General features: G+C 71.6%; 25 protein-coding genes. 19 read left to right on the forward strand and 6 right to left on the reverse strand.

Translation table 11 applies throughout. The features are described 5' to 3' along the window. Positions 1-21: 21 nt before the first annotated feature. Complete coding sequence (locus AB0K05_RS06645) at positions 22-426, forward strand: Rid family hydrolase (protein WP_364227250.1); 405 nt, start codon at positions 22-24, stop codon at positions 424-426. Then, a complete protein-coding gene (hisF, locus tag AB0K05_RS06650; RefSeq protein ID WP_364227253.1) occupies positions 423-1184 on the forward strand; it encodes an imidazole glycerol phosphate synthase subunit HisF in 762 nt (253 codons plus the stop codon). The genes AB0K05_RS06645 and hisF overlap by 4 nt, the downstream gene beginning before the upstream one ends. On the opposite strand, the gene AB0K05_RS06655 is transcribed toward hisF, so the two are convergent. The 3 genes from AB0K05_RS06655 to AB0K05_RS06665 form a co-directional block, all read right to left on the reverse strand. Further along, complete coding sequence (locus tag AB0K05_RS06655; RefSeq protein WP_148032639.1) at positions 1181-2542, reverse strand: glutamine synthetase family protein; 1362 nt, start codon at positions 2540-2542, stop codon at positions 1181-1183. The two genes, hisF and AB0K05_RS06655, sit on opposite strands and share 4 nt — an antisense overlap. A 61-nt stretch (positions 2543-2603) precedes the next feature. Next, positions 2604-2765 (reverse strand): hypothetical protein, encoded by a 162-nt coding sequence (locus AB0K05_RS06660; protein WP_187281247.1) that lies wholly within the window; start codon positions 2763-2765, stop codon positions 2604-2606. 215 nt (positions 2766-2980) lie between these two features. After that, a complete protein-coding gene (locus AB0K05_RS06665) occupies positions 2981-3622 on the reverse strand; it encodes a TIGR03085 family metal-binding protein (RefSeq protein WP_364227257.1) in 642 nt (213 codons plus the stop codon). Between the two features lie 115 nt (positions 3623-3737). Between AB0K05_RS06665 and AB0K05_RS06670 the strand changes: the two genes are divergently transcribed. Both AB0K05_RS06670 and AB0K05_RS06675 read left to right on the forward strand, forming a co-directional pair. Continuing rightward, a complete protein-coding gene (locus tag AB0K05_RS06670; RefSeq protein WP_364228031.1) occupies positions 3738-5552 on the forward strand; it encodes an ABC transporter ATP-binding protein in 1815 nt (604 codons plus the stop codon). Continuing rightward, complete coding sequence (locus AB0K05_RS06675) at positions 5549-7336, forward strand: ABC transporter ATP-binding protein (protein WP_148032636.1); 1788 nt, start codon at positions 5549-5551, stop codon at positions 7334-7336. Before AB0K05_RS06670 ends, AB0K05_RS06675 begins: the two co-directional genes overlap by 4 nt. 5 nt (positions 7337-7341) lie before the next feature. On the opposite strand, the gene AB0K05_RS06680 is transcribed toward AB0K05_RS06675, so the two are convergent. Then, complete coding sequence (locus AB0K05_RS06680; protein ID WP_148032635.1) at positions 7342-7725, reverse strand: ATP-binding protein; 384 nt, start codon at positions 7723-7725, stop codon at positions 7342-7344. Continuing rightward, positions 7718-8545: an MEDS domain-containing protein gene (locus AB0K05_RS06685; protein WP_364227262.1), complete on the reverse strand. Its 828-nt coding sequence runs from the start codon at positions 8543-8545 to the stop codon at positions 7718-7720. Before AB0K05_RS06685 ends, AB0K05_RS06680 begins: the two co-directional genes overlap by 8 nt. Before the next feature lie 140 nt (positions 8546-8685). Here AB0K05_RS06685 and AB0K05_RS06690 point away from each other — a divergent pair, with 140 nt between their 5' ends. The 14 genes from AB0K05_RS06690 to AB0K05_RS06755 all read left to right on the forward strand — a co-directional run bounded on the left by AB0K05_RS06690 (position 8686) and on the right by AB0K05_RS06755 (position 19015). Next, on the forward strand, positions 8686-9027 hold the full coding sequence (locus AB0K05_RS06690; RefSeq protein WP_148032633.1) for an STAS domain-containing protein: 342 nt from the start codon (positions 8686-8688) through the stop codon (positions 9025-9027). An 86-nt stretch (positions 9028-9113) separates the two neighbouring features. Beyond that, complete coding sequence (gene hisI, locus AB0K05_RS06695) at positions 9114-9485, forward strand: phosphoribosyl-AMP cyclohydrolase (RefSeq protein WP_219543443.1); 372 nt, start codon at positions 9114-9116, stop codon at positions 9483-9485. Then, on the forward strand, positions 9486-10064 hold the full coding sequence (locus tag AB0K05_RS06700) for a Trp biosynthesis-associated membrane protein (RefSeq protein WP_364227266.1): 579 nt from the start codon (positions 9486-9488) through the stop codon (positions 10062-10064). It begins immediately after the preceding gene. A 227-nt stretch (positions 10065-10291) separates the two neighbouring features. Next, positions 10292-10861, forward strand: a complete 570-nt coding sequence (locus tag AB0K05_RS06705; protein ID WP_148032630.1) for a CD225/dispanin family protein — start codon at positions 10292-10294, stop codon at positions 10859-10861. A 6-nt stretch (positions 10862-10867) separates the two neighbouring features. Continuing rightward, on the forward strand, positions 10868-11299 hold the full coding sequence (locus tag AB0K05_RS06710) for a DUF2752 domain-containing protein (RefSeq protein ID WP_364227270.1): 432 nt from the start codon (positions 10868-10870) through the stop codon (positions 11297-11299). Between the two features lie 125 nt (positions 11300-11424). Continuing rightward, positions 11425-12264: an indole-3-glycerol phosphate synthase TrpC gene (gene trpC, locus AB0K05_RS06715; protein WP_364227273.1), complete on the forward strand. Its 840-nt coding sequence runs from the start codon at positions 11425-11427 to the stop codon at positions 12262-12264. Between the two features lie 20 nt (positions 12265-12284). Then, the gene (gene trpB / locus AB0K05_RS06720) at positions 12285-13508 is read left to right on the forward strand and encodes a tryptophan synthase subunit beta (protein WP_148034733.1); all 1224 of its coding nucleotides are present in this window, start codon (positions 12285-12287) and stop codon (positions 13506-13508) included. Between the two features lie 15 nt (positions 13509-13523). After that, positions 13524-14324: a tryptophan synthase subunit alpha gene (gene trpA, locus AB0K05_RS06725; RefSeq protein WP_148032627.1), complete on the forward strand. Its 801-nt coding sequence runs from the start codon at positions 13524-13526 to the stop codon at positions 14322-14324. Positions 14325-14492: 168 nt separating this feature from the next. Next, entirely contained in the window at positions 14493-15053 is a 561-nt protein-coding gene (locus tag AB0K05_RS06730; protein WP_261808664.1) for a MauE/DoxX family redox-associated membrane protein, read from the forward strand. Then, a complete protein-coding gene (locus AB0K05_RS06735; protein WP_271278720.1) occupies positions 15019-15771 on the forward strand; it encodes a thioredoxin domain-containing protein in 753 nt (250 codons plus the stop codon). The genes AB0K05_RS06730 and AB0K05_RS06735 overlap by 35 nt, the downstream gene beginning before the upstream one ends. Positions 15772-15797: 26 nt before the next feature. Then, positions 15798-16817: a prolipoprotein diacylglyceryl transferase gene (gene lgt / locus AB0K05_RS06740; RefSeq protein ID WP_271278719.1), complete on the forward strand. Its 1020-nt coding sequence runs from the start codon at positions 15798-15800 to the stop codon at positions 16815-16817. Further along, positions 16814-17518, forward strand: a complete 705-nt coding sequence (locus AB0K05_RS06745) for a VIT1/CCC1 transporter family protein (RefSeq protein WP_219543447.1) — start codon at positions 16814-16816, stop codon at positions 17516-17518. Before lgt ends, AB0K05_RS06745 begins: the two co-directional genes overlap by 4 nt. Then, positions 17515-18336 carry a hypothetical protein gene (locus AB0K05_RS06750; protein ID WP_364227278.1) on the forward strand — a complete coding sequence of 274 codons (822 nt, stop codon included), beginning with the start codon at positions 17515-17517 and terminating at the stop codon, positions 18334-18336. The genes AB0K05_RS06745 and AB0K05_RS06750 overlap by 4 nt, the downstream gene beginning before the upstream one ends. An 85-nt stretch (positions 18337-18421) precedes the next feature. After that, entirely contained in the window at positions 18422-19015 is a 594-nt protein-coding gene (locus AB0K05_RS06755) for a hypothetical protein (RefSeq protein WP_148032622.1), read from the forward strand. Positions 19016-19112: 97 nt separating this feature from the next. Here AB0K05_RS06755 and AB0K05_RS06760 read toward each other — a convergent pair whose 3' ends face one another. After that, positions 19113-20741, reverse strand: a complete 1629-nt coding sequence (locus AB0K05_RS06760; protein WP_271278718.1) for a bis-aminopropyl spermidine synthase family protein — start codon at positions 20739-20741, stop codon at positions 19113-19115. 195 nt (positions 20742-20936) lie between these two features. Here AB0K05_RS06760 and gltB point away from each other — a divergent pair, with 195 nt between their 5' ends. Beyond that, the gene (gene gltB, locus AB0K05_RS06765; protein ID WP_364227282.1) at positions 20937-25469 is read left to right on the forward strand and encodes a glutamate synthase large subunit; all 4533 of its coding nucleotides are present in this window, start codon (positions 20937-20939) and stop codon (positions 25467-25469) included.

A 25469-nucleotide genomic window follows, 5' to 3' on the forward strand; every position in this document is an offset into this window, starting at 1 on the left:
TCCCTGTCGGGAGGGGGCGTGATGGGCACCATGAGTATGGACAGCATCGGCACGCGGGTGTTTTCGGGCGGCGTCTGGGAGGAGAAGTACGGATACGCGCGAGCGGTCATCGCCGGAGACCGGGTCATCGTGTCAGGCTGCACCGCCACCGTCGAGGGGGAGGTCCGCCACGTCGGCGACCCCTACCATCAGGCGCTCACCGCGATGGAGATCGCGCTGGAGGCCGTGGTGAAGGGCGGGCTGTCCCGTGAGGACGTCGTCATGGTGCGCTACTACGTGGTGGATCAGCGCCACTTCGACCAGGTGGGCAAGGCCATCGCGGAGGTGTTCGGCAAGGTCCGTCCGGCCTGCACCGGAGTGCGGGTGGCCGGCCTGGTCGACCCGAGGATGCTGGTAGAGATCGAGATAGAGGCACAACGAGCATGACCGTAGCCGTCAGAGTGATCCCCTGCCTGGACGTCGACGCCGGGCGGGTGGTCAAGGGCGTCAACTTCGAGAACCTGCGCGACGCGGGCGACCCGGTGGAGCTGGCCAGGCGCTATGACGAGGAGGGCGCCGACGAGCTGACCTTCCTCGACATCACCGCCTCGTCAGGTGAGCGCGACACCATGCTGGACGTCGTGCGCCGCACGGCCGAGCAGGTGTTCATCCCGCTCACCGTGGGCGGCGGGGTCCGGTCCGCCGACGACGTCGACCGGCTGCTGCGCGCGGGCGCCGACAAGGTGTCGCTCAACACCGCGGCGATCGCCAGGCCGGAGCTGCTCACCGAGGCGTCGCGCCGGTTCGGCGCGCAGTGCGTGGTGCTGTCGGTCGACGCCCGGCGGGCGCCGGGCACGCCGAGCGGCTTCGAGGTCACCACCCACGGCGGCCGCCGCGGCACCGGCATCGACGCGATGGAGTGGGCGGCCAGGGGCGAGGAGCTGGGCGTGGGCGAGATCCTGCTCAACTCGATGGACGGCGACGGCACCCTCGACGGCTACGACCTGGAGATGATCCGCGCGGTCCGGGCCGTCGTGCGGGTGCCGGTGATCGCCAGCGGCGGGGCCGGGCGCCTGGAGGACTTCCCGCCCGCCGTGGCGGCCGGCGCCGACGCGGTGCTGGCCGCCAGCGTGTTCCACTTCGGTACGCTGAAGATCGCCGAGGTGAAGGACACCCTCCGGGCGGCCGGCCACCCGGTCCGCTAGAACACCCGCATGTGCTGGAAGCACTCGTAGGAGGCGTCCCGTCCGGCGAACGCGGCCGCCTCCGAGCGCTTGACCGCGAGGAAGGCGTCGCGCCGCAGCGGGCCCAGCGCCTCCGTCAGCGTCTCGTCCGCCTCCAGCGCGTCGAGCGCCTCGTCCAGGGAGGTGGGCAGGCGCGGGTAGAGGCCGGGGCGGGTGTCGGGGTCGACCGTGACCGGCTCGCCCGGGTCGAGCTTGCGGCGGATGCCGTCCATCCCCGCGTGGATGACCGCGCCGAGCGACAGGTAGGGGTTGGCGGAGGAGTCGGACGGCTTCAGCTCCAGGTTGGGCTCGCCGAGCTCGCCCAGCGGCGAGCAGACGCGGACCGCCGCCTCCCTGTTGTCGGGGCCGTATACGGCGTACGCGCTCGACCACCTGCGCGGCGCCAGGCGGCGGAAGCTGTTGACGCTGCCGCAGGTGAGCGCGGTCAGCGCGGGCAGGTGGGCGAGCAGCCCGCCGATGAACCAGGCGCGCACGTCGCCGTCCTCGCCGAACACGTTCGTGCCGTCGCGCCACAGCGACAGGTGCAGATGGGCGCCGTTGCCCGCCTGGTCGGCCAGCGGTTTGGGGGCGAGTGACGCCCACATCGCCATGCGCATGGCGACCCCGCGCACGGTCTCGCGGTAGAGCACGTGGTTGTCGGCGGCGCGCAGGGCGGGCGCGTGGCGTACGGACAGCTCCTGCTGGCCGGGGCCGAGCTCGGGATGGCAGTGCTCGACCCGCAGCCCCTGGGTCTCCAGGGCGCGGATCAGCTTGATCGTGTAGTCGTGCGCGGTGTCGAAGCCGGTGCCCGCGTAGCAGAGGGAGTCGTCGATCGGCACCAGGCGGTCGGGCCCGCCGGACGGATCGGGGAGCCGGCGGCCGAGCGTGAACTCCGGCTCGAAGGCCGCCAGCAGCAGGTAGCCCTCGGCCGCGAGTGAGGCCACCGCGTCCTTGAGGAAGGAGCGCGAGCAGGCCTCCCAGGGGGAGCCGTCGGGCAGGCGCAGGTCTGACAGCATCGCGGCCGCGCCGGGCGCGTGGGGGAGGGTGACGTAGGTGGAGGGGTCGGGAACGATGCGCACCTCGCCCACCGGACCCATGTGCTCGACGTCCTGCAACTGGTCGAGCATGTTCATCGCCATCATGGCCACCGTGTGCCCGATGCCGGACGTGAGCCGCTCCGCGAGACGCGACCGGGAGGCGGCCTTGCCGCGGACGACGCCGCCGTGGTCGACGTACAGAAAGCGGATCAGCTCCACGCCTTCGAGCTCCGCTCGCTCGAGGATGCGCCTGACCCCGGGGTCGGGCTGGTGGAGCGTGTTGGCGCCTGGACGATCTGTCATCCTGCCTGCGTAACACGTCTGGGCGGCGCGGGGAAGCATCTCCCGCAGACAGGACCGACTATCAGGTCAAGACATTGGTAAAGAAGACAGCCAACTGGTTGGCTCCGTTGATGATTCCGTCAAATACTCCGTTGACCGCGGCGGCGGCTTCGGCCGGCCGGGTGAACAGGTAGAAGACCACGAACGCCACCAACACGTACGTGAGCACCTTCTTGACCTGCATGGGGGGCCTCCTGCAGTCCGTTCCCAGCCGTATATACCCGGATCTGGGCGATCACCTTGCATCTTCTGTGAAGATGTTCATGATCCTAACCGGGGGGCTTGTCTCTGGCCCATGGTACGGCCTGCCGGCGCCGCGGGAGCGCCTTCCGCGCAAGGGTTTTCAGGCGTCGCAGGTGAGGGTGTGGCGTGACCCTCGTCACCATGCCCCGCCCCTGGTCAGACGCCCAGCCGGGCGCTCCTCAGCCGCTCGATCGCGTCGGCGTCGCCGCTCAGCTCGGCCCGGGAATGCGCCTGGCGGCCGAAGCAGAAAAGCAACAGTTCGCTCGCCGTTCCGCTCACCTCGACCTTGGGACCCTGCTGGGCGCCGCCCAGGACCACGGACCTGGCCCCGCCGCCACCCCGGCGGTGGAGCACCACGCCGACGGGGGCGCGGCGCAGCATCATCTTCGCCATGGCCGACAGCCGCTTCCAGATCAGGTCCTCGAAGTCGGCGGGCAGCTCGCGCGGCTCCCAGCCCGGCTGGGCGCGCCGCACGTCCTCGTGGTGGACGAAGAACTCCATGGTGTTGACCGCCGTGTCGAGGAACGGCAGCAGCCCGTACACGCCGCCGGGCCTGCGCACCAGGGCGACCAGCGCGGGGAACGGGTGCTTGGCCTTCAGCCCGCGCTGCACCGAAGCCGTGTGGCCGGCCAGCGCGCGCACCGCGATGCCCGGCATCGCGTCGGGCCGGCGCTCGCGCAACGCCAGGTGCGCGGCCAGGTCGTAGGTGTCCCAGCCCTCGCAGAGGGTCGGCTCTCCGGGGCCGAGCTGGTCGAGCAGGTCGCAGAGTGCGGCGCGTTCGCTACGGGCGTGAGTCACATCGTCAACCCTACCTGTGGGAATAACGGGGCGATCAGACGTGATAGTGACTTACGTAGAAACGTCGGGTGTGAAAGGAATTTTCCGAGTGGCGAACAAGGTCACCTCGGCCGTCATGCGTCAAGGGCTTCGCGTCCTTGGGGTGGCCATTCGCACCGAGAAGGTGGTGTTCACCTTCGCCGTGCTGGCGAGCGCCGTCTACGGCGGGATGACCGTCGCCTCGGCCTGGGCGCTCGGCTGGGCGACCCAGAACGTCGTGCTCGCCGCGTTCGACCGGGGGGAGGTCACCACCGGCGCGCTCTGGACCGGCGTGCTGCTCATCATGGGGACCGCCCTGCTCAAGGCCCTGGGCGTGGCCGGGCGGCGCATCCTGGCCGGGCTGATGCAGTATCGCATGCAGGCCCGCTCCCGCCGCGACGTCACCAAGCAGTATCTGCGCCTGCCGTTGTCCTGGCACCACCGCCACCCGACCGGCCAGCTGCTGTCGAACGCCAGCTCCGACGCCGAGGCCGCGTGGGCGCCGCTGGCGCCGCTGCCGATGGCCGTCGGCGTGGTCGTCATGCTGTTCACCGCGGCGATCGGCATCCTGTTCACCGACCTCATGCTCGCCCTGGTCGGCTTCTTCATCTTCCCGGCCATCGCGCTGCTGAACCTCGTCTACCAGCGCCGGCTCAGCCCTCTCGTGACCCGCGCCCAGCAGCTCCGGGCCGAGGTGAGCGAGATCGCCCACGAGAGCTTCGACGGCGCGCTCGTCGTCAAGACCCTCGGCAGGGAGGAGCTGGAGACCGACCGGTTCCGCCGTCGCGCCCACGAGCTGCGCGACGCCAACATCGCCGTCGGCAAGGTGCGCGGCCTGTTCGACCCCTTGCTGGAGGCGCTGCCGACGCTCGGCGTGCTCGCCGTCCTGGCCGTCGGCGCGCTGCGGCTGTCCACCGGCTCGATCGACTCCGGGCAGCTCGTCCAGGTCGCCTACCTGTTCACGCTGCTGTCGTTCCCGATCAGGGCGCTCGGCTGGGTGCTGGCCGAGCTGCCGCGCAGCGTCGTCGGCTGGGGCCGGGTGCAGGCCGTGCTGGACGCCGAGGGCTCCATGACCTACGGCGAGACCGCGTCCCGGCCCGACGGCCCCGCGTCCCTGGAGGTCAAGGACGTCTCCTACGCCTACGGCGACACCGAGGTGCTGCACGAGGTCAGCTTCGACGTGCCCGCCGGGCGCACCGTCGCCCTGGTCGGGCCCACCGGCTCCGGCAAGTCCACGCTGGTGCAGCTCCTGGTCAGGCTCGTGGACCCCGCCTCGGGCCAGGTCCGGCTCGACGGCGTGGACCTGCGCGACCTGCCCTATGGTGGCATCGCCGAGTCGGTGGCGCTGGTGCCGCAGCAGACGTTCCTCTTCGACGACACCGTACGCGGCAACATCGCGCTCGGCCTGCCCGTCGACGACGAGCGGGTGTGGCGGGCGCTGCGCCTGGCGCAGGCCGACGGCTTCGTCGCCGGGCTCGGCGACGGCCTCGGCACCCACGTCGGCGAGCGCGGCACCACCCTGTCCGGCGGCCAGCGCCAGCGCCTCGCGCTGGCCAGGGCGGTCGTCCGCGAGCCCCGCCTGCTCATACTCGACGACGCCACGTCCAGCGTCGACCCGCAGGTCGAAGCCAGGATCCTGTACGGGCTGCGAGACCGGTCGCAGGCGTCGACCGTCGTGGTCGTCGCCTACCGGATGGCCACGATCGCGCTCGCCGACGAGGTCGTTTTCCTCGACCGGGGCCGGGTCGCCGACCGCGGCACCCACGCGGAACTGCTGGACCGCTGCCCCGGCTACCGCGACCTGGTGACCGCCTACGAGCGCGAGGAGCTGGAACGGGCCACGCTCGACACGGACACAGACACGGACACCGACCGGCGGCCCGGTCTCGAAGAGGAAGAGATCAGCGCATGACCGTCGAAAGCGGGCGCATCGGCGCCGGTGCCGAGAGATCCGCCTGGGGCGTGGTCCGGCAAGGACTGTCGCTGACCCCAGAGTTCCGCAAGGGCCTGGGGGTCACGCTGGTGCTGGCCGTGATCGCCACCAGCGGCAAGATCATCGTTCCGCTGGCCGTGCAGCAGACCATCGACACCGGGATCGCCACCGGCCATCCGGATCTGCCGTACATCACCCGGATGGTCGCGGTGTGCGCCATGGCGGTGCTGCTGACCGCGGCGGCCGCGTACCTGATGAACGTCCGCCTCTACAAGGCGACCGAGTCGTCGCTGGCCACGCTGCGGGTGCGCGGCTTCCGGCACGTGCACGACCTGTCCGTGCTCACCCAGAACACCGAGCGGCGCGGCGCCCTGGTCTCGCGCGTCACCAACGACATCGACCAGATCAGCACGTTCATGCAGTGGGGCGGGCTGATGATCATCATGGCCTTCGGGCAGCTGATCATCGCCTCCGTGCTGATGTTCGTCTACTCCTGGCAGCTCACGCTGCTGGTGTGGGCCTGCTTCGTGCCGTTGATGATCGCGTTGCCGCGCTTCCAGCGCTGGCTGTCGGCCGCCTACACCCGGGTACGCGAGCGCACCGGCGACATGCTGGCCGCGGTCAGCGAGTCCGTCGTGGGCGCCGCCGTGATCCGCGCCTACGCCACCGAGCGGCGCACCGCCGAGCGCATCGACCAGGCCGTGGACGCCAACAAGGCCGCCCAGGTCAAGGCGCAGACCATCGTCGGGTTCGTGTTCCCGCTGACGGAGATCGTGGCGGCCCTGGCCATCGCCGGGATCGTGCTGCTCGGCGTGCGGCTCGGCCTGTCGGGCGACATCACCGCCGGCCAGCTGGTCGCCTTCCTGTTCCTCATCACGCTGTTCGTGGCGCCGATGCAGACCGCCACCGAAGTGCTCAACGAGGCGCAGAACGCCATCGCGGGCTGGCGGCGGGTGCTCGGCGTCATCGACACGCCCGCCGACGTGGCCGACCCCGGCGACGACGGCACCGCGCCGCCGCGCGGCCCCATCTCCGTCGCCTTCGAGGACGTCACCTTCGCCTACCCCGGCGGCCCGCCCGTGCTGCGCGAGGTCACCGTGGACATCCCGCCCCGCTCACGCCTCGCCGTCGTCGGCGAGACCGGCTCGGGCAAGACCACCTTCGCCAAGCTGCTCACCCGCCTCATGGACCCGGTCTCGGGCCGCGTCCTCGTCGACGGGCACGACCTGCGCGGCGTCCGCTTCTCCTCGCTGCGCGAGCGCATCGTCATGGTGCCGCAGGACGGCTTCCTGTTCGACGGCACGCTCCAGGAGAACATCCTGTACGGCAAGCCGTCGGCCACCCGTGAGGAGATCACGCTCGCCCTCACCGAGCTGGGCCTGGCCGACTGGCTGGAAGGCCTGCCCGCCGGCCTCGACACCCCGGTCGGCCAGCGCGGCGAGTCGCTGTCGGCGGGCGAGCGCCAGCTCGTCGCGCTGGCCCGCGCCTACCTGGCCGACCCGGACCTGCTGCTGCTCGACGAGGCGACCTCGGCCGTCGACCCGGCCACCGAGGTGCGGCTGGCCCGGGCCCTGGAAGGCGTCACCCGCGGCCGCACCGCCGTCACCATCGCGCACCGCCTGTCCACCGCCGAGAACGCCGACGAGGTCCTCGTCTTCGACGGCGGCCGGCTCGTCCAGCGGGGCCCGCACGCGGAGCTGGTGGGCGAGCCCGGCGTGTACGCCGACCTGCACGCCTCCTGGATCTCCGCCGCCCGCTCCTGACCGGCTCACGACGCCGCGAAGGTCACCGTCGTCCCGCCGGGACCCGAGACGATCGTGAGCTGCTCGCACAGGAGCCGCGTGAGCCACAGGCCCCGCCCGCCCGCCTCGAACGCGGCGGGCGGGGGCGAGGCGGTGGACCAGCCCGGCGGCAGGCCGGGGCCGTCGTCGGCGACCTCGCACCACAGCCGCCCGTGCTGCCACCACAGGCGCAGCCGCCCGCCGCCCCCGCCGTGCAGGACCGCGTTCGTGGTCACCTCGTTGACCGCCACCACGAAGTCCTCCAGCCGCCGGCCCGCCAGCCCCTCCTGGGCGGCGCGGGCCGTGACCATCTTGCGCAGCAGCGTGATCCGGCCGCGCGCGAAAGTCTGCGAGAGTATCTGCCTACACATCACCGGCCGGGCGCACGCCGAGGGCGTCGCCCGCCTTCAGCAGGCGCAGCAGCCGCGCCAGCGGGCTGCCGCACGCCACCACCGTCCGCCCCGGCCGCCTGGCCAGGGCCATCGCCACCAGCAGCTGCGCCGAGCCCGCGTCGATGAAGTCCAGCTCCGTGGCGTCGATCACGACCTCGTCCCGCTCCGCCCGCAGCGGCGCCAGGATCGAGGCGAACGCCTGGCGGTTCGTCAGGTCGACGTCGCCCCGCAGCCGCAGCCCCGGCGGCGACGACGTGGCGGCGTACCGCAGCAGCGCTTGGTCCGGCGAGATCGGGTGCACGCCCGTCACCCTGTCGAGCGCCTCACACGGAAACAGCGCCCGGTCGTACTGGCAGACGGCCGCCAGCCCGCACTGCCCGAACAGCGCGTTCACCGCCGACTCGGACGCCACCTGCCCCGGCGGGTCGTGCACCCCCCACGAGGCGTCGACCAGCGCGTACAGCCCCCGGTAGCCCTGGGCGAGAGCCCGCTCCCCGGCGGCCTCCAGCCGGTCGAGCGCCCGGCAGGGATCCGGCCGGCCGCCGGTCAGACGCGTGCCGGCGATCTCGATCCGCCCGGCCGACTCCGCCTCGCGGAACCCCGGCACCAGCGGCGTCAGCCACGCCCGCGTGCGGTCGGGGGAGTCGGCGTGCGTGATGATCAGCACCTTGGTGCGGCGGCGCAGCCCGTTGAGCGTGAACAGCCGGGTCGCGGCCCGCCGCTCCCGGTCGCCGAGGAACGGCAGGCATACGTGATCGCCCAGGTCTGGGTCGAGGGCGGAGCCGGTGACACGGACCACGATGCGCTCCCTATCGGCGTGGTCTCGAAGATACCGGTCGGAGCGATATCACGCAGTGCGTTCTCCGTAAAACAGTCAGTGACGGACCAAGGAAAGGTGTAGCTTCGACGCGGGCCGCCTTGTCACAGGGCGTGAGGAGCATGGCGTTGGAACTGCTGCAGATGACTCGCCGGAAACACGGCGAGCGGACCGTGGTCAGCCTGGCCGGCGAGGTCGACGCGGACAACGTGTCGGAGGTGCGCACGTGCCTCGCCGAGGCGGTGCGGGCGCACGGCCCGCGCCTGGTCGTCGACCTCAGCAGGCTGACCTTCATCGACACCACGGGCCTGGGCGTGCTGGTGCGCCAGCTCGCCGCCCTGCGCGAACGCGACGGCACCATGGCGCTGGTCGCACCGGACGGCCAGGTCCTGCGCCGGCTCCGCCGCACCAACCTGGCCCCGCTCTTCCCCATCTACGACACCCTTTCCCAGGCCCTCGACTGACCTTCGCGCGCGTCCTGGAGATCACGGGGAGGGCGCACGGCACGGGGGAGTGCGGGAGCGCGCCGCGGGGCTGGTTGAATGGCGGCATGCCGCTTGATCCCGAGATCGCCGCGAGACTGAAGCGCGACGGCGACGGGCTGGTGCCCGCGATCGTCCAGCAGCACGACACCGGTGAGGTGCTCATGCTCGCCTGGATGGACGACGAGGCGCTGCATCGCACGCTCACCACCGGCAGGGCCACGTACTGGTCCCGCAGCCGCCAGGAATACTGGGTCAAGGGCGACACGTCCGGTCACGTCCAGTACGTGCGAGAGGTCGCGCTCGACTGCGACGGCGACACCTTGCTGGTCCGGGTCGACCAGGTCGGCGCGGCATGCCACACCGGCGACCGCACCTGCTTCGACGCCGACCGGCTGCAGGCCGTCCAGGGCGCCGCCGCCGCGCCCGCGGAGCGGTAGATGGGCTCCGGGCAGGGCGCGGGCCGGCGGGAGCTGTGGCTGTGGGTGGCGCTCACGGCCGCGGGCTGCCTCCTGGTGCTGCTCGCCGCGGGCCGCCCTTGGGTGGACGGCGTACGGGCGAGCGGCGAGCTGACGGTCCCCACCGGCGGCGACCTGAGCCCGGTGCTGACCCCGCTCGCCCTGGCGGGGCTGGCCGGGGTCGTCGCCGTGCTGGCCACCAAGGGCGCCGGACGGCGCGTCGTCGGCGCCCTGCTGGCGCTGTGCGGCATCGGGGCGGCGGCCGCGGCGTGGGGCGCCACCGGCCGGGCCGGGATCGAGACCTGGCTGCGCGAGCACAACGTGCTCAGCGCGGCGGGCCCGCTGGAGTGGGACGTCGTGACAGCGTGGCTCGCCGCCGCCGGGCTGGGCGCGCTGCTGATGCTCGCCGGCGGGGTCCTCGCCGTCATCCGCGGCGGCAGGTGGGCCGGCATGTCCGACCGGTACGAGCGAGCGGCCGACCGCCCCCGGCCCCAGGCCGACGGTGACAGGGCCCTGTGGGACGCGCTCGACCGCGGGGACGACCCCACCGAATCGCGCTGAGTTCGTTCACGTACGGATGTCTCTCCGGGCCTGTCCGCCCAGGCCGCCGGCGGCATGATGGTGACGCTGCCCGGTCCCGCCGCGACCGCGTCGGCCGGTTACTGAAGTTTTGCAGGCGGATTACAAGTTGTCCGCAAGCTGAACGTTATTGCATGTCGCCCATGGTTTGTCGCTAGGCTGCCGCGCGCACCTCACCACGAACTAACGATATGAGGAGTTAAAGGGACATGAGTTACGGAAACCAGGGCGACGGCGGATATGGCGCCCAGCCGCCCGGTGGCGGTTACGGTCAGCAGCCCCCGAGCGGTGGCGGCTACGGTCAGCAGCCGCCCAGCGGCGGTGGTTACGGTCAGCAGCCGCCCAGCGGTGGCGGCTACGGCCAGCAGCCCCCGAGCGGCGGTGGCTATGGTCAGCAGCCCCCGAGCGGTGGCGGTTACGGCGGTTACGGCGAGCAGCCGCCGAGCGGCGGCGGCTACGGCGGCCCGCCTCCCGGCTACGGCCAGCAGCCCGGCGGATACGGCACCCCGCCGGACAACCACCTGGTCGCCGCCATCCTGACGACCCTGTTCTGCTGCCTGCCCCTGGGCATCGTCTCGATCGTCAAGTCGACGCAGGTCAACCAGAAGTGGCAGATCGGCGACATGCAGGGTGCCATGGCCGCGTCCGAGGAGGCCAAGACCTGGTGGAAGCGGTCGCTGATCGCGGGCATCGCGATGTACGCCCTCATCATCGTGGGCTACATCGTCTTCTTCATGATCATCGCCGCGAGCGTCACGACCACCTATGGCACGTACTAAATAACCATGACCGACGCGAACCTCGATCGGCGCGGCGCTGACCGGCTCAAGGCAGTGCTCGCGCCGCTCGGTGTGGCCGCGGCCGCCGGCGCCGTCTTCGCGGTCGTCGGCACGATCGACCCCAACCAGCCGGGCAACTACCCGACCTGCCCCTTCCTGTGGGCGACGGGCCTCTACTGCCCCGGATGCGGCACGCTGCGCACCATCCACGCACTCGCCCATCTCGACCCGGTGACGGCGCTCGGCCTGAACCCGCTGGCCCTGGCGATGGTCCCCTTCCTGCTGTTCTGGTGGGGACGGTGGATGGTGAACGCGTGGCGCGGCAGACCGCGGCGCACCACGCTCGCCCACCCCGCTTACCTGTGGACGTTCCTGGCAATAGTGATTCTTTATTGGGTCGTCCGCAATCTCCCATTCGGGGTGTTCCTGGCTCCCTAGTCAACCCCCCTGTGGCGAGCCGACCTCGCCGGGGCCGATACCATCGCAGAGTACGGGGCCGGGAGCGGACGCCTTGCGAACTACCGGTCTCCACCCCCACTGCCGACCGGAGGGACCCTAAGCGCGTGAGTGAGCGGACGGAAGGACCTAGTGTCCTCGACGACATCCTCGACGGGGTGCGTGCCGATCTCGCCGCACGCCAGCAGACCGTGTCACTCGGCGAGCTCAAGCAGCGCGCCGAGCGGGCGCCGGCCCCCCGCGACGCGCTCGCCGCGCTGGGCGGCGACCGGGTCTCGGTGATCGCCGAGGTGAAGCGTTCCAGCCCGTCCAAGGGGGCGCTGGCCGCGATCGCCGACCCGGCGGCGCTGGCGGCCGACTACGAGGCGGGCGGCGCCCACGTGATCAGCGTGCTGACCGAGCGGCACAAGTTCAGCGGCAGCCTCGACGACCTGGCCGCCGTGCGCGCCCGGGTCGACATCCCCATCCTGCGCAAGGACTTCATCCTCACCTCCTACCAGCTCTGGGAGGCCCGGGCCCACGGCGCCGACCTGGCGCTGCTCATGGTCGTCTGCCTGGAGCAGGAGGCGCTGGTGTCGCTGATCGAGCGCGCCGAGTCCATCGGGCTCACCCCGCTCGTCGAGGTCCACACCGAGGAGGAGCTCGACCGGGCCGTCTCGGCCGGCGCCCGCGTCATCGGGGTCAACGCCCGCAATCTCAAAACTCTCGAAGTCGACCGCGACGTCTTCAGCAAGTTGGGGCCGAAGATCCCCGATAATGTCATCAAGATCGCAGAGTCGGGTGTGCGGGGCCCGCACGACCTGCTCGCCTACGCCAGATGGGGCGCCGACGCGGTGCTGGTGGGAGAGAGCCTGGTCACCGGCAAGGACCCGCGCAAGGCCGTGGAGGCGCTGGTGACCGCAGGCGCCCACCCGGCGACACGCCCGGATCACGGAGCAGAGGGATAGCAGTGGCAAACGAAGGCACGATCCTTACCGCCGCCGATCTCGCCGGCAACGGCGTCCACGGCGACGATCCCGATGTGCACGGCAAGTTCGGCATCTTCGGCGGCCGGTTCGTGCCCGAGGCGCTCATCCCGGCGCTCGACGAGGTCGCCCGCACCTACGCCGAGGCGCGCGCCGACGCGCGGTTCCTGCGCGAGTTCGACCACCTGCTGCGCACGTACGCGGGCCGGCCCACCACGCTCACCGACGTGCGGCGCTTCAGCGAGCAGGCCGGCGGCGCGCGGGTCATACTCAAGCGCGAGGACCTCACCCACACCGGCGCCCACAAGATCAACAACGTTCTGGGCCAGGCCCTGCTCACCAAGCGCCTCGGCAAGAAGCGCGTGATCGCCGAGACCGGAGCGGGCCAGCACGGCGTGGCCACCGCCACCGCCGCCGCGCTCCTCGGCCTCGAGTGCGTGATCTACATGGGCGCGGTCGACTGCGAGCGCCAGGCGCTCAACGTCGCCAGGATGAAGCTGCTCGGCGCCACCGTCGTCCCGGTCCACAACGGCTCCAAGACGCTCAAGGACGCCATCAACGAGGCGTTCCGCGACTGGGTCACCAACGTCGACACCACCCACTACCTGTTCGGCACCGTCGCGGGCCCGCACCCGTTCCCGGAGATCGTGCGCGACTTCGCCCGCATCATCGGCGTCGAGGCCCGCCGCCAGATGCTGGAGCTGACCGGCGCGCTGCCGACCGCGGTGTGCGCCGCCGTCGGCGGCGGCAGCAACGCCATCGGCATCTTCCACGCCTTCGTCGGCGACGAGGGCGTCCAGCTCCACGGCTACGAGGCCGCGGGCCGGGGTCTCGACAGCGGCGAGCACGCCCTGACCCTCACCGCCGGCACGGTCGGCGTGCTCCACGGCTCGCGCACCTACGTGCTGCAGGACGAGGAGGGGCAGACGATCGAGTCCCACTCGATCTCGGCCGGCCTCGACTATCCGGGCGTGGGCCCCGAGCACGCCTGGCTCAAGGACAGCGGCCGGGCCACCTACCACGGCGTCACCGACGACGCGGCCATGGCGGCGTTCTCGCTGCTGGCCAGGACCGAGGGCATCATCCCGGCCATCGAGTCCTCCCACGCCCTCGCGGGCGCGCTGGAGCTCGGCCGGGAGCTGGGCCCCGAGGCGACCATCCTGGTCAACCTCTCGGGGCGCGGCGACAAGGACATGGGCACGGCCATGAAGTACTTCAACCTCTGACGACCAGGACCACCAATGACGACTCTTCAGACGGTGTTCGCCAAGGCCAAGGCGGACAACAGGGCCGCCCTCGTCGCCTACCTGCCCGCGGGCTTCCCGACCAAGGACGGCGCCGTCGCCGCCGCCGCGGCCCTGGTCGAGGCCGGCTGCGACGTCATCGAGATCGGCCTGCCCTACTCCGACCCGCTGATGGACGGTCCGACCATCCAGGACGCGGTGCACCGCGCCCTGGTCAACGGCACCCGCATCGCCGACGTCCTGCGCACCGTCGAGGGCGTGGCGGCCACCGGCGCGGCCACGCTCGTGATGACGTACTGGAACCCGATCGACCGCTACGGCGCCGACCGGTTCGCCCGCGACCTGGCCAACGCCGGCGGCGTCGGCACCATCACGCCCGACCTGACCCCCGAGGAGTCTGGGCCGTGGCGCGAGGCGTCCGCCGACGCAGGCATCGACACCGTGTTCCTGGTCGCGCCCAGCTCGACCGACGAGCGCATCGCGGCGGTCGCCGCCTGCTGCACCGGGTTCGTCTACGCCGCCTCGCTCATGGGCGTCACGGGCGCCAGGGAGTCGGTCAACGTCGCCGCCGAGGGTCTGGTGGAGCGCACCCGCGCCCACACCGACCTGCCCGTGTGCGTCGGCCTCGGCGTCGGCACCGGCGCGCAGGCGGCCGAGGTCGCCCGCTACGCCGACGGCGTCATCGTCGGCTCCGCCTTCATCCGCCGCCTCCTGGACGCGCCCGACGAGGCCGCGGGCCGCGCCTCGATCCAGAAGCTGGCCCGTGACATGGCCGAGGGAGTCCGCGCCCGCGGCTGACCCGGCCCGCGAGCCCCCCGGGAGCTCCCGGGGGCTTCGCCTTGTCACGCGCCTTGTCCCGTGCGACCTGCGGCAATCGGCGCTTAGCCGAGTCTTATCGGCAGCGTGATCAGATAGATCCAAGGTACTGTGCGCTTTCCCGGTACACAGCGGAAGAGGAGATGGCCCGTGAACGCGTCGGAGGCGTCACGCAACGCCAGATCAGCGATACCCTGGGTGACGACCGCCGCCCGGCTGGTCCTCGGCGGGGTGCTGATCGTGGCCGGTGGGCTCAAGATAGGCAACCCGTCCGAGTCGGTCGTGGCGGTCAGAGCGTACGAGCTGCTGCCCGACGCGGTGGCCACGACGGTCGGCTACGGCCTGCCGATCGTGGAGATCGTGGTCGGCGTGTTGCTGATCATCGGGCTCATGACCAGGGTGGCCGCCGTGGTCGCCGCGCTGCTCATGCTGGCCTTCGTCTTCGGCATAGCCTGGGCGTGGGCCCACGGGCTGCGCATCGACTGCGGCTGCTTCGGCGGCGGCGGTCAGCTCGGGGCCGGGCAGGAGCCGACGTACCTCATCGACATCCTGCGCGACTTCGGCTTCGTGCTGCTGGGCGTCTGGATCGTGCGATTCCCGCCCGGGCGCGTCGCGCTCGACCGGCCGCTGGGCCTGGCGGGGCTGGAGCATCCGATCGGAGAAGAGGAGAACGGCGATGGGCAAGGGCGACCGGGCGAAGTCGGCGCGTGAGAAGATCGAGCAGCAGCGCGCAGCCGACCGCGTGCGGGAGCGGCGCAAGAAGCTCGTCACCTACGTGACGGCCGGCGTGGTCGCGCTGGCCGCCGTCGGCGCCGGGTGGTGGTACGCGGCCAGCACGTCGCAGTCCGAGCAGGCCGGCGAGGCGCTGGCGCCGATCACCGTGAACGCCGAGGGCGCCGTGGTGATGGCCAAGGAGGGCGTGACCCAGCCGGTGATCGACATCTACGAGGACTTCCAGTGTCCCGCCTGCCGCGAGCTGGAGCGGGTCAGCGGCGCCACGTTCAAGAACCTCGCCGCCGAGGGCCTGGCCAAGGTCGTCTACCACCCGATCACGATCTTCTCCCAGGAGCCGACCAAGTCCAACTCGGTGCGGGCCGGGGCCGCCTCCCGCTGCGTGCCCGACGGCCCGCAGTGGATGGCCTTCCACGACACGCTCTTCGAGCACCAGCCCAGCGAGGTCGGTGAGGGCTTCAAACTCGACGAGATGGTCGGGTGGGGCAAGGACGCCGGCATCACCGACCCCGCCTTCGAGACCTGCGTCACGTCCCAGACCTACGCCAAGGCCCAGCTCGACTACAGCAAGAAGATCGGCGACGAGCAGAAGATCCAGGGCACCCCGACGGTGAAGCTCAACGGCACCGAGCTCGACAGCAGTGTCGCGTTCTCGCCTCAGGAGCTGCGCGAAACCGTCACCGAGGCCGCCAAGTAGCGCGGCGTCCGCTACCCTCACCTGACATGCTCCTAGCCTCGATTCCCAGCCCCTCCCAGGGGGTCTGGTATCTCGGAATCATCCCGATCAGGGCCTACGCGCTCTGCATCGTGCTCGGCGTGGTCGTCGCCGTCTGGCTGGGCGAGCGCCGCTGGCGCGCTCGCGGCGGCGAGAAGGGCACGATCATCGACATCGCCGTGCCGGCGGTGATCTTCGGCCTGATCGGCGGCCGCCTCTACCACGTCATCACCGACTGGCAGACCTACTTCGGCAGCCGCGCGATCAAGGAGCCCATCCAGGCCCTGTTCATCTGGGAGGGCGGGCTCGGCATCTGGGGCGCGGTCGCGCTGGGCGCCGTCGGCGTCTGGCTGGCGTGCCGCCGGCGCGGCCTGTCGCTGAGCGCCGTCGCCGACACGGTCGCGCCCGGCATCGCCTTCGCCCAGGCGATCGGCCGCTGGGGCAACTGGTTCAACCAGGAGCTGTACGGCTCGCCGACGACGCTGCCGTGGGGCCTGGAGATCGACATGCAGCACGGCGGCGAGCCCGGCGTGCTCTACCACCCGACGTTCCTGTACGAGTCGCTGTGGAACGTCGCGCTCGGCTTCGCCCTGATCTACGCGGGCAAGCGGTTCTCGCTGCGCCACGGGCGGCTGTTCGCCCTCTACGTGGCCGGTTACACGCTGGGCAGGTTCTGGATCGAAGGGCTGCGCATCGACCCCGTCGGCGGCGTCGACCACGCCGTCGAGTTCCTCGGCCTGCGCATCAACCAGTTCACCGCCATCGCGCTGTTCGTCGGCGCCCTCGTCTACTTCTGGGTCACCAGGAACAAGACCTCCGAGGAGGTCGTCGTCGCGCGGCCGGACGCCGCTGCCGACTCCACTGCCGACTCCACTGCCGACTCCACTGCGGACGACGACGCCGATCCGGCGCACCGGCCCGATCAGGCCGACCCCGACGACGACCCCGCCACCGAGGAGGCCTCCGGCGCGGACCGGGTTCCCGGGCAGGACTCCGAAGCCGTACCCGAGGAGAAGAACAGCCGATGAGCGAGCGCGCGGAGGCTCACCACCAGCACCGCGACGTCGCCGGCGGCTGGCTGCGGCCGTCCGTGTTCGGCGCCATGGACGGCCTGGTGTCCAACTTCGCGCTCATCGCCGGGGTCGCGGGCGGCACCGGCGATCCCGGGATCATCGCGCTCGCGGGCGTCGCCGGGCTGGCGGCGGGCGCGTTCTCCATGGCGGGCGGCGAGTACGTCTCGGTCGCCAGCCAGCGGGAGCTGGCCCTGCGGGAGATCAAGGTGGAGGCGCGCGAGCTCGCCCACCACCCCGACGAGGAGCTGGAGGAGCTGGCCCGGTCCTTCACCGACCGGGGCGTCGATCCCGCGCTCGCCGCCGAGGTGGCCAGGCAGCTCTCCCGCGACCCCGAGCAGGCGCTGGAGCTCCACACCCGCAACGAGCTGGGCATGACTCCCCGTGACCTGCCCAAGCCCAAGGTGGCGGCCGTCTCGTCGTTCCTGTCGTTCGGGCTGGGAGCAGCCCTGCCGCTGCTGCCCTACCTGTTCGGCGCCGTGGAGCTGTGGGTGTCGGCGGTGGTGTCGTGCCTGGCCCTGTTCGGCGCGGGCGCGATCGTGTCCGCTGTGACGGCCCGCAGCTGGTGGTACTCCGGGTTGCGGCAGCTCGTCGTCGGCAGCGTCGCCGCCGCGCTGACGTTCGCCCTCGGCCACGCGATCGAAGGCGCGACGCTGTGACCGGCCCGCAGCGCAGCCGCAGGCGCCGCCGGACCCGGCCGCCCCGGTCCGACTGGCAGTTCCCGTTCCTCACCGACTGGGGGGTCCGGCCCGAGCGGCAGAAGCTCCTCGTCATCGTCACCTCGTCGATCGCCGTCCTCGCCGCGGCGGTCGCGCTCGTCGTCGTGGTGGCCTCACTCGGCTCCTACACGCCCGAGAGCCGGACCGGCGCCGCCATCGCGCAGACGAGCTCCGCGCTGCCGCAGACCTTCCACGGGTGGGCCTCGCCCAAGCTGTTCGAGCCGATCTCCGACCGCGCCGAGGACGCCAAGCCGCTCACCGCGAAGGAGGTCTTCGCCCAGAAGACGCTCACCGGGGAGAAGAAGCTCAGGCTCCGGCTGGTCGCCAGCAAGATCGAGGCCGACTGCTCGGCCGCCCTGTGGGGGGAGGCGCTGATCGAGCAGGTGTCCGCCGCCGAGTGCAGCCAGGCCGCCCGCGGCCTCTACACCAGCGCCGACGGCCGCTACGTCGGCCAGTACACCCTGCTCAACCTGCGCGACGGGCAGGCGGCGGCCGAGCTGGTCGAGTCGCTCAAGACCCTCTACCGGGGAGGCTGGACGCTCCCCCTGGAGAGCGCCAAGGCCGCCTTCCCCGGCAGCGGCTACACCGAGGCGGGCGGCTACGCCCTCGGCCACTACGTCGGGCTGGTGTGGATCGGCCGGGCCGACGGCGCCGAGCCCACGGCCAAGGACGACTACGTGTCGCTGGCCCTGACCCTGCGCGGCGCCGAGAAGCCCGTCTACCAGCGCGTCGTGGCGATCACCGGGCCGGGGTCCTGATGGTGTACGCTCCCACGCGCTCGTCCGGTTACCGAGGAGGCCGCTCGTCCGCAGCGGCAGGTTGTTGGCGTCACAGGGGGACTAGATGCCGGTCCGACTCGTCATCGCGCTGGTGTCGGCCGCGCTCGCCGTCGTCGCGGCGGGCGCGTGGCTGTGGCTGGGACGGGACGCGCCCCGGCCCGCCGCGCTGCGCACCCAGCCCACGTCCGCCCTGTACGCGCTCGTCGACACCCGCCAGGCCGACACCCGTCCGCTGACGGCGGCCGAGGTCTTCACCGGCGCCACGCAGACCCTCGGAGCGCTGCGGCGCGAGGCCGTCGAGGAGCTCGACGACTGCGCGGACGCGCTGTGGGGGGTCGAGGCCGACGGGTGCACGCAGGCGCTGCGTGCCACGTACCGGGGGGAGGGGATGGCGGGGCAGTTCGTCATCTTCAACCTCCCGGACGGGCGGGCCGCCGACGCGCTGGTGTCCGCCCTGCGCACGGACGGGTTCGTCCGGCAGGCGCTCCCGTTCGACCCGGCCCGCAGCCGTGCCGAGGTCCGCGCGCTGGGGCACTACGTGACGGTCAGCTGGGCGGGTGTCCTGGAGGGCGCCGCGGAGGGCGATCTCGTGCAGCCTCTGATCGCCCTCGACGGGCTGAGCGCCGTCGTCCAGTCGCGCGTCCTCGACGCCACGTGAGCGGGGTTTCTCTCGGGCTGTGCGTGACCGGCCGTAGTGCGTGAAAAGCTTCAAACCCTTTGGGGAACCCCCCGGGTGAGGCGCCGTCATGCGTGCCTTACGGCCCGCTGTTCCCACCGTAGGGATTCGAAACGCCGCTGTTCCCGTCGTCGGGGAGGGAGTGGAGGGTGGCGGCGATGGCTGAGGGGAGGGCCGTCAGGCGGTGGAGTGGGGCGTCCAGGGGGGTGAGGTCGCCGGCCCAGGGGGCCGCCTCGCGGATCAGGGCGCGGGCCTCGTTCTTGGTGAGGGTGACGTCGTGGGTGGCGGCTACCGCGATGAGGGCCTCGCGCCAGGTGTTGGCCAGTTTGGCGTGGCCGCTGTCGAGGATGCGGCGCAGGATCTGGGCCTGCGGGGCCTCGGGGCGGGGGCGGCGGGTCGCGGTGAGCATGGCGCCGGACTCGGTGAAGCTGTAGACGGGGTCCAGCGCTGAGGGGATGTCGAAGGGGCCCGCCAGGTGGACCTCGACGTGCGGGGCGCGGGTGGCCAGCAGGAGGCGGGGGAGGGCAGCCTCCAGGCCCGGGGGGACGGCTATCGCGACCCTTTCCACCGAGGCCGCGTACGGTTTGCCCAGCCAGGTCGCCAGCTTGACCCGGGGCTGGGGGAGGGTGGCGGGCCAGTCGCCGACCAGCAGGTCGGCCTCGACGGCGGACGAGAGGCGGGTGGCGGACTCGGCCATGCTCGCGGGGGTCGGGCGGGGCTCCGCTTGGCCGGGAGCGGGCGCCGGGGCGGACTCGACCGACTGGGGGCCGTGGGTGTAGATGGCGGTGGTGAGCTGGGAGAGGCGGGAGCGCACGGCGGGGGCGGTCTTGGTGGTGGGGCGCAGGATGTAGAGGTCGGCGGCGGAGCCGATCGCCTCTGCCCCAAAATATCTGTTGAAATCTGGGTAAATCGCTTCAAACGCCACGTTCAACGCCGACAGGGCGTTCTGCACCTTCAGCGCCAGCGCCGGGGTCCGCTCGCTCGCTCCGTACGCCAGCAGGACGCGCCCGTTCTCCGTCAGCCCTTCCAGCGCGCGGGCCACGAACAGGCCGACGCCCTCCGGGGTGTACGGGGGGTCGGTGACGGCCAGGTCGTGGTCGCGGGCCGACGCGGGCAGGCCCAGCCGCAGGTCGGCCCAGCGGGTGTGGATCCCCAGCCGCTGCTCGTCGATGTAGGCCAGGATGCGGTCGTCGACGTCCACCACGGTCACGTCGGTCTCCGGATGCACCAGCTTGACCGCGACCGAGGTCAGGTCGTGGTCGCCGACACACAGCAGTCGCCCGCCCGGGAGCCAGAAACGGGCCCCGAGCAGCAGCGCCCGGCGCAGGACCGTCTCGGGCGTGGCCGGCACGTGGTCGAGCGCGTGGCGGGGCCGCGGCGCCTTGGCCACCAGCTCGCGCAGCCGCTCCAGCGCGGGCTCGTAGTGCGCGACCAGGTGCTGGACCGGGTCCTCCGGAGGCGGCGCGAGCGCCAGCAGGTCCTGGAAGTCCTGCCAGTGCGCCGGCGGCAGCCGGAACCGGTCTCCCTCCCGCTCCGTCCGCAGCTCGCGTAGCAGCTCCTCGATGGTGCGCCGGGACGTCGCGGTCTCCCTGACCAGGTCGGCCAGGGACCACCAGCGGCCGTCGCAGAGCAGGGTCAGCGCGTGCCTGAGCCGCCTGCTGTCCACCCCTGCCGCGCCGAGCAGGCGCTCCACCCCGTCACGCTCCATACGGCCACCCTATCGATCCGCCGCGCCAAGATCCGAGCCGCTGACCTCGGATAAGTGCGACATGTTTCGTAAAACGGACGCGATGGGCACCATTCCGGCAGCGTGCGGTAACCTCTACACACGATATGCAGCAGGGCCAACGTCGTCCCCGCCTGTAAGCAGTTCAAGACAGACGATGACGACGGGAGGGATGCAATGCCTGCTGCCCACCTCGGGTTCCCCGAGCCCCAGGGCCTCTACCACCCCGCCAACGAGCATGACGCCTGTGGTGTCGCCATGGTCGCCGACGTCGCAGGACGCCGGGGGCACGGGATCGTGGTCAAGGCGCTGACGGCGCTGTGCAATCTGGATCATCGGGGGGCCAAGGGTAGCGAGCCGGACACCGGCGACGGAGCCGGGATCCTCACCCAGATCCCCGACGCTTTCTACCGCGCGACCACCGGCTTCCCGCTGCCCCCCGCCGGGCAGTACGCCACCGGCATCGCGTTCCTGCCCATCGACGAGCAGGCGCGGGCCATCGCCACCGGCATGATCGAGGAGATCGCCGCCGAGGAGGGCCTCACCGTCCTCGGGTGGCGCGACGTGCCGGTCGACCGCGCGCTGCCCGGGCCGAGCGCCCGCGCGGTCATGCCGTACTTCAAGCAGATCTTCGTGTCCTCGCCGGGCGGCGAGGCCGGGCTCGGCCTCGACAGGCTCGCGTTCTGCCTGCGCAAGCGGGCCGAGCACGAGGTGGACGTCTACTTCCCGTCCCTGTCGGCGCGTACGGTCGTCTACAAGGGCATGCTCACCCCCGAGCAGGTCGAGCCGTTCTTCCCCGACCTGTCCGACGAGCGTTACGAGAGCGCGATCGCGCTGGTCCACTCGCGGTTCTCCACCAACACGTTCCCGAGCTGGCCGCTCGCGCATCCGTACCGCTACATCGCGCACAACGGCGAGATCAACACCGTCAAGGGCAACCGCAACTGGATGCGCGCCCGCGAGGCCATGCTCCAGTCGGACCTGATCCCGGGCGACCTGGCACGGCTCTTCCCGATCTGCGACCCCGACGCGAGCGACACCGCCTCCTTCGACGAGGTGCTGGAGCTGCTCCACATCGGCGGCCGGAGCCTGCCGCACGCGGTGCTCATGATGATCCCTGAGGCGTGGGAGAACCACACCGAGATGGATCCCGCGCGCCGCGCCTTCTACGAGTTCCACTCCTCCCTGATGGAGGCGTGGGACGGCCCGGCGTCGATCACGTTCACCGACGGCACGCTCGCCGGCGCCGTGCTCGACCGCAACGGCCTGCGCCCCGGCCGCTTCTGGGTGACGGCCGACGGGCTCGTCGTGCTCGCCTCCGAGGCGGGGGTGCTCGACTTCGAGCCCGGGGACGTGGTCCGCAAGGGCCGCCTGCAGCCCGGCCGGATGTTCCTCATCGACACCGCCCGCGGCAAGATCATCGAGGACGACGAGATCAAGGCCGAGCTCGCCGCCGCGCTCCCGTACGAGGACTGGCTGCACGCCGGGCTGGTCAGGTTCGAGGAGCTGCCCGCGCGCGAGCGCTGGGTCGTGTCGGAGACGCGCGAGGTCGACAGCCCCAGCCACGAGGCGCTCGTCAAGCGGCAGCAGACCTTCGGCTACACCGAGGAGGAGCTGCGCGTCATCCTCACCCCGATGGCCCGCACCGGCATCGAGCCGATCGGCTCCATGGGCACCGACACCCCGGTCGCGGTGCTCAGCGAGAAGCCCAGGCTGCTGTTCGACTACTTCAGCCAGTTGTTCGCGCAGGTGACGAACCCGCCGCTGGACGCCATCCGCGAGGAGCTGGTGACCAGCCTGGCCAGCACGCTCGGTCCCGAGGGCAACCTGCTCGACCCCGGGCCGACGTCGTGCCGCCAGCTCGTGCTGCCGTACCCGGTGATCGACAACGACGAGCTCGCCAAGATCATCCACATCAACGACGAGCACGACCTGCCGGGCTTCCACCCGCACGTCGTCTCCGGCCTCTACGAGGTCGCGGGCGGCGGCGAGGCCCTGCTGCACCGCCTCGACGAGATCCGGGCCGAGGTCTCTCAGGCCATCGCCGACGGCGCCCGGATCATCGTGCTGTCCGACCGCGGCTCCGGCGAGGCGCTCGCGCCCATCCCGTCGCTGCTGCTCACCGGCGCGGTGCACCACCACCTGATCCAGGAGAAGACCCGCACCAAGATCGGCCTGGTGATCGAGACAGGCGAGGCCCGCGAGTGCCACCACATGGCGCTGCTCATCGGCTACGGCGCCGGCGCGGTCAACCCCTACCTCGCCATCGAGACCGTCGAGGACCTGGTCGACAGCGGAACGCTCAAGGTCGACAAGCGCAAGGCCGTACGCAACCTGATCAAGGCGTACGGCAAGGGCGTCATCAAGGTCATGTCCAAGATGGGCGTGTCGACCGTGGCCTCCTACACCGGCGCGCAGATCTTCGAGGCGCTCGGCCTGAGCCAGGAGGTCATCGACTCCTGCTTCACCGGCACCACCTCGCGGCTCGGCGGCGTCGGCTTCGACGTGCTGGCCAGAGAGGCCGCCGAGCGTCACGCGCACGCGTACCCGAGGGCGGCGAACGCGCACCGCCGGCTCCAGGTCGGCGGCGAGTACCAGTGGCGGCGCGAGGGCGAGCCCCACCTGTTCAACCCCGAGACCGTCTTCAAGCTGCAGCACGCCACCCGCACCCGCCGCTACGAGATCTTCAAGGAGTACACCGGCATGGTGGACTCCCAGGCGGAGCGGCTGATGACCCTGCGCGGCCTGTTCAAGCTGCGCGCGGGCACCCCGATCCCGATCGAGGAGGTCGAGCCCGTCTCGGAGATCGTCAAGCGGTTCTCCACGGGCGCGATGTCGTACGGCTCGATCTCGATGGAGGCGCACGAGACGCTCGCCATCGCGATGAACCGGCTGGGCGGCAAGTCCAACACCGGCGAGGGCGGCGAGGACCCCGAGCGGCTCTACGACCCGGCCCGCCGGTCGGCGATCAAGCAGGTGGCCTCCGGCCGGTTCGGCGTCACCTCCGAATACCTGGTGAACGCCGACGACCTGCAGATCAAGATGGCCCAGGGCGCCAAGCCCGGCGAGGGCGGCCAGCTGCCCGGCCACAAGGTCTACCCGTGGATCGCCAAGACGCGCCACTCCACACCCGGCGTCGGCCTCATCTCGCCGCCGCCGCACCACGACATCTACTCGATCGAGGACCTCGCCCAGCTCATCCACGACCTGAAGAACGCCAACCCGGCGTCCAGGGTCCACGTGAAGCTGGTGGCCGAGGTCGGCGTCGGCACGGTCGCGGCCGGGGTGTCGAAGGCGCACGCCGACGTGGTGCTGATCTCCGGCCACGACGGCGGCACCGGCGCGTCCCCGCTGACCAGCCTCAAGCACGCGGGCGCGCCGTGGGAGCTGGGCCTGGCAGAGACGCAGCAGACGCTGCTGCTCAACAACCTGCGCGACCGCATCGTGGTGCAGGTCGACGGCCAGCTCAAGACCGGCCGCGACGTGGTCATCGCCGCCCTGCTGGGCGCCGAGGAGTACGGTTTCGCCACCGCGCCCCTCGTGGTCAGCGGCTGCGTGATGATGCGGGTCTGCCACCTCGACACCTGCCCGGTGGGCGTCGCCACGCAGAACCCCGAGCTGCGCAGGCGGTTCAGCGGCAAGCCCGAGTTCGTGGTCAACTTCTTCGAGTTCATCGCCGAGGAGATCCGCGAGTACCTCGCCGAGCTGGGCTTCCGCTCGCTCGACGAGGCCATCGGGCACGTGGAGATGCTCGACACCACGGCGGCCGAGGACCACTGGAAGGCGAGCGGGCTCGACCTGTCGCCGATCCTGCACCGGCCCGACCTGCCCGCGAGCACCGCGCTGCGCCGGGTCACCGGCCAGGACCACGGCCTCGACCACGCGCTGGACAACACGCTGATCCAGCTCGCCGAGGGCGCGCTCCGCGACGGCACCCCGGTCACGCTCGACCTGCCCATCCGCAACGTGAACCGCACGGTCGGCACCATGCTGGGCTATGAGGTCACCAAGCGTCACGGCGGCGAGGGCCTGCCCGACAACACGATCGACATCTCCTTCACCGGCTCGGCGGGCAACTCGTTCGGCGCGTTCGTGCCCCGCGGCATCACGCTGCGGCTCACCGGCGACGCCAACGACTACCTCGGCAAGGGCCTGTCCGGCGGTCGCGTCACGCTGCGCCCGCACGAGGAGGCGCCGCTCGACGGTCACATCATTTCCGGAAATGTCGCCTTGTATGGTGCTACGTCCGGAGAAGTGTTCATCCGTGGCGTCGTCGGTGAGCGGTTCTGCGTGCGCAACTCCGGCGCGACCGCCGTCGTCGAAGGCGTCGGCGACCACGGCTGCGAGTACATGACCGGCGGCAGGGTGGTCGTGCTCGGCCCCACCGGGCGCAACTTCGCGGCCGGCATGTCCGGCGGCGTCGCCTACCTGCTCGACCTCAAGGCCGAGCGGGTCAACCGCGAGATGGTCGCCATCGAGGCGCTCACCGGCGAGGACGCCGAGTTCCTCAAGGAGACCGTCGAGAAGCACTTCGCCGAGACCGGCTCCCCGGCGGCCAAGCAGCTGCTGGCCGACTGGGACTCCGCGCTCACCCGGTTCGGCAAGATCATGCCGACCGACTACCGGCGGGTCCTGGAGGCCGCGGAGGCCGCCCGCATCGAAGGCAGGGACATCGACGAGGCCGTCATGGCGGCTGCGGTTCAGGGATAG

Origin of the sequence: Nonomuraea sp. NPDC049486 (assembly GCF_040676925.1) — a bacterium.
In the GTDB taxonomy this organism is placed as follows: Bacteria; Actinomycetota; Actinomycetes; order Streptosporangiales; family Streptosporangiaceae; genus Nonomuraea; species Nonomuraea ferruginea.

Excerpts from the sequence above, each read along its gene's own strand:
- AB0K05_RS06645 (WP_364227250.1), top strand. The coding sequence starts at position 22 with ATGGGCACCATGAGTATGGACAGCATCGGCACGCGGGTGTTTTCGGGC.
- hisF (WP_364227253.1), top strand. The coding sequence starts at position 423 with ATGACCGTAGCCGTCAGAGTGATCCCCTGCCTGGACGTCGACGCCGGG.
- AB0K05_RS06655 (WP_148032639.1), bottom strand. The coding sequence starts at position 2,542 with ATGACAGATCGTCCAGGCGCCAACACGCTCCACCAGCCCGACCCCGGG.
- AB0K05_RS06660 (WP_187281247.1), bottom strand. The coding sequence starts at position 2,765 with ATGCAGGTCAAGAAGGTGCTCACGTACGTGTTGGTGGCGTTCGTGGTC.
- AB0K05_RS06670 (WP_364228031.1), top strand. The coding sequence starts at position 3,738 with ATGCGTCAAGGGCTTCGCGTCCTTGGGGTGGCCATTCGCACCGAGAAG.
- AB0K05_RS06675 (WP_148032636.1), top strand. The coding sequence starts at position 5,549 with ATGACCGTCGAAAGCGGGCGCATCGGCGCCGGTGCCGAGAGATCCGCC.
- AB0K05_RS06680 (WP_148032635.1), bottom strand. The coding sequence starts at position 7,725 with ATGTGTAGGCAGATACTCTCGCAGACTTTCGCGCGCGGCCGGATCACG.
- AB0K05_RS06690 (WP_148032633.1), top strand. The coding sequence starts at position 8,686 with ATGGCGTTGGAACTGCTGCAGATGACTCGCCGGAAACACGGCGAGCGG.
- hisI (WP_219543443.1), top strand. The coding sequence starts at position 9,114 with ATGCCGCTTGATCCCGAGATCGCCGCGAGACTGAAGCGCGACGGCGAC.
- AB0K05_RS06700 (WP_364227266.1), top strand. The coding sequence starts at position 9,486 with ATGGGCTCCGGGCAGGGCGCGGGCCGGCGGGAGCTGTGGCTGTGGGTG.
- AB0K05_RS06705 (WP_148032630.1), top strand. The coding sequence starts at position 10,292 with ATGAGTTACGGAAACCAGGGCGACGGCGGATATGGCGCCCAGCCGCCC.
- AB0K05_RS06710 (WP_364227270.1), top strand. The coding sequence starts at position 10,868 with ATGACCGACGCGAACCTCGATCGGCGCGGCGCTGACCGGCTCAAGGCA.
- trpA (WP_148032627.1), top strand. The coding sequence starts at position 13,524 with ATGACGACTCTTCAGACGGTGTTCGCCAAGGCCAAGGCGGACAACAGG.
- AB0K05_RS06735 (WP_271278720.1), top strand. The coding sequence starts at position 15,019 with ATGGGCAAGGGCGACCGGGCGAAGTCGGCGCGTGAGAAGATCGAGCAG.
- lgt (WP_271278719.1), top strand. The coding sequence starts at position 15,798 with ATGCTCCTAGCCTCGATTCCCAGCCCCTCCCAGGGGGTCTGGTATCTC.
- AB0K05_RS06745 (WP_219543447.1), top strand. The coding sequence starts at position 16,814 with ATGAGCGAGCGCGCGGAGGCTCACCACCAGCACCGCGACGTCGCCGGC.
- AB0K05_RS06755 (WP_148032622.1), top strand. The coding sequence starts at position 18,422 with ATGCCGGTCCGACTCGTCATCGCGCTGGTGTCGGCCGCGCTCGCCGTC.
- AB0K05_RS06760 (WP_271278718.1), bottom strand. The coding sequence starts at position 20,741 with ATGGAGCGTGACGGGGTGGAGCGCCTGCTCGGCGCGGCAGGGGTGGAC.
- gltB (WP_364227282.1), top strand. The coding sequence starts at position 20,937 with ATGCCTGCTGCCCACCTCGGGTTCCCCGAGCCCCAGGGCCTCTACCAC.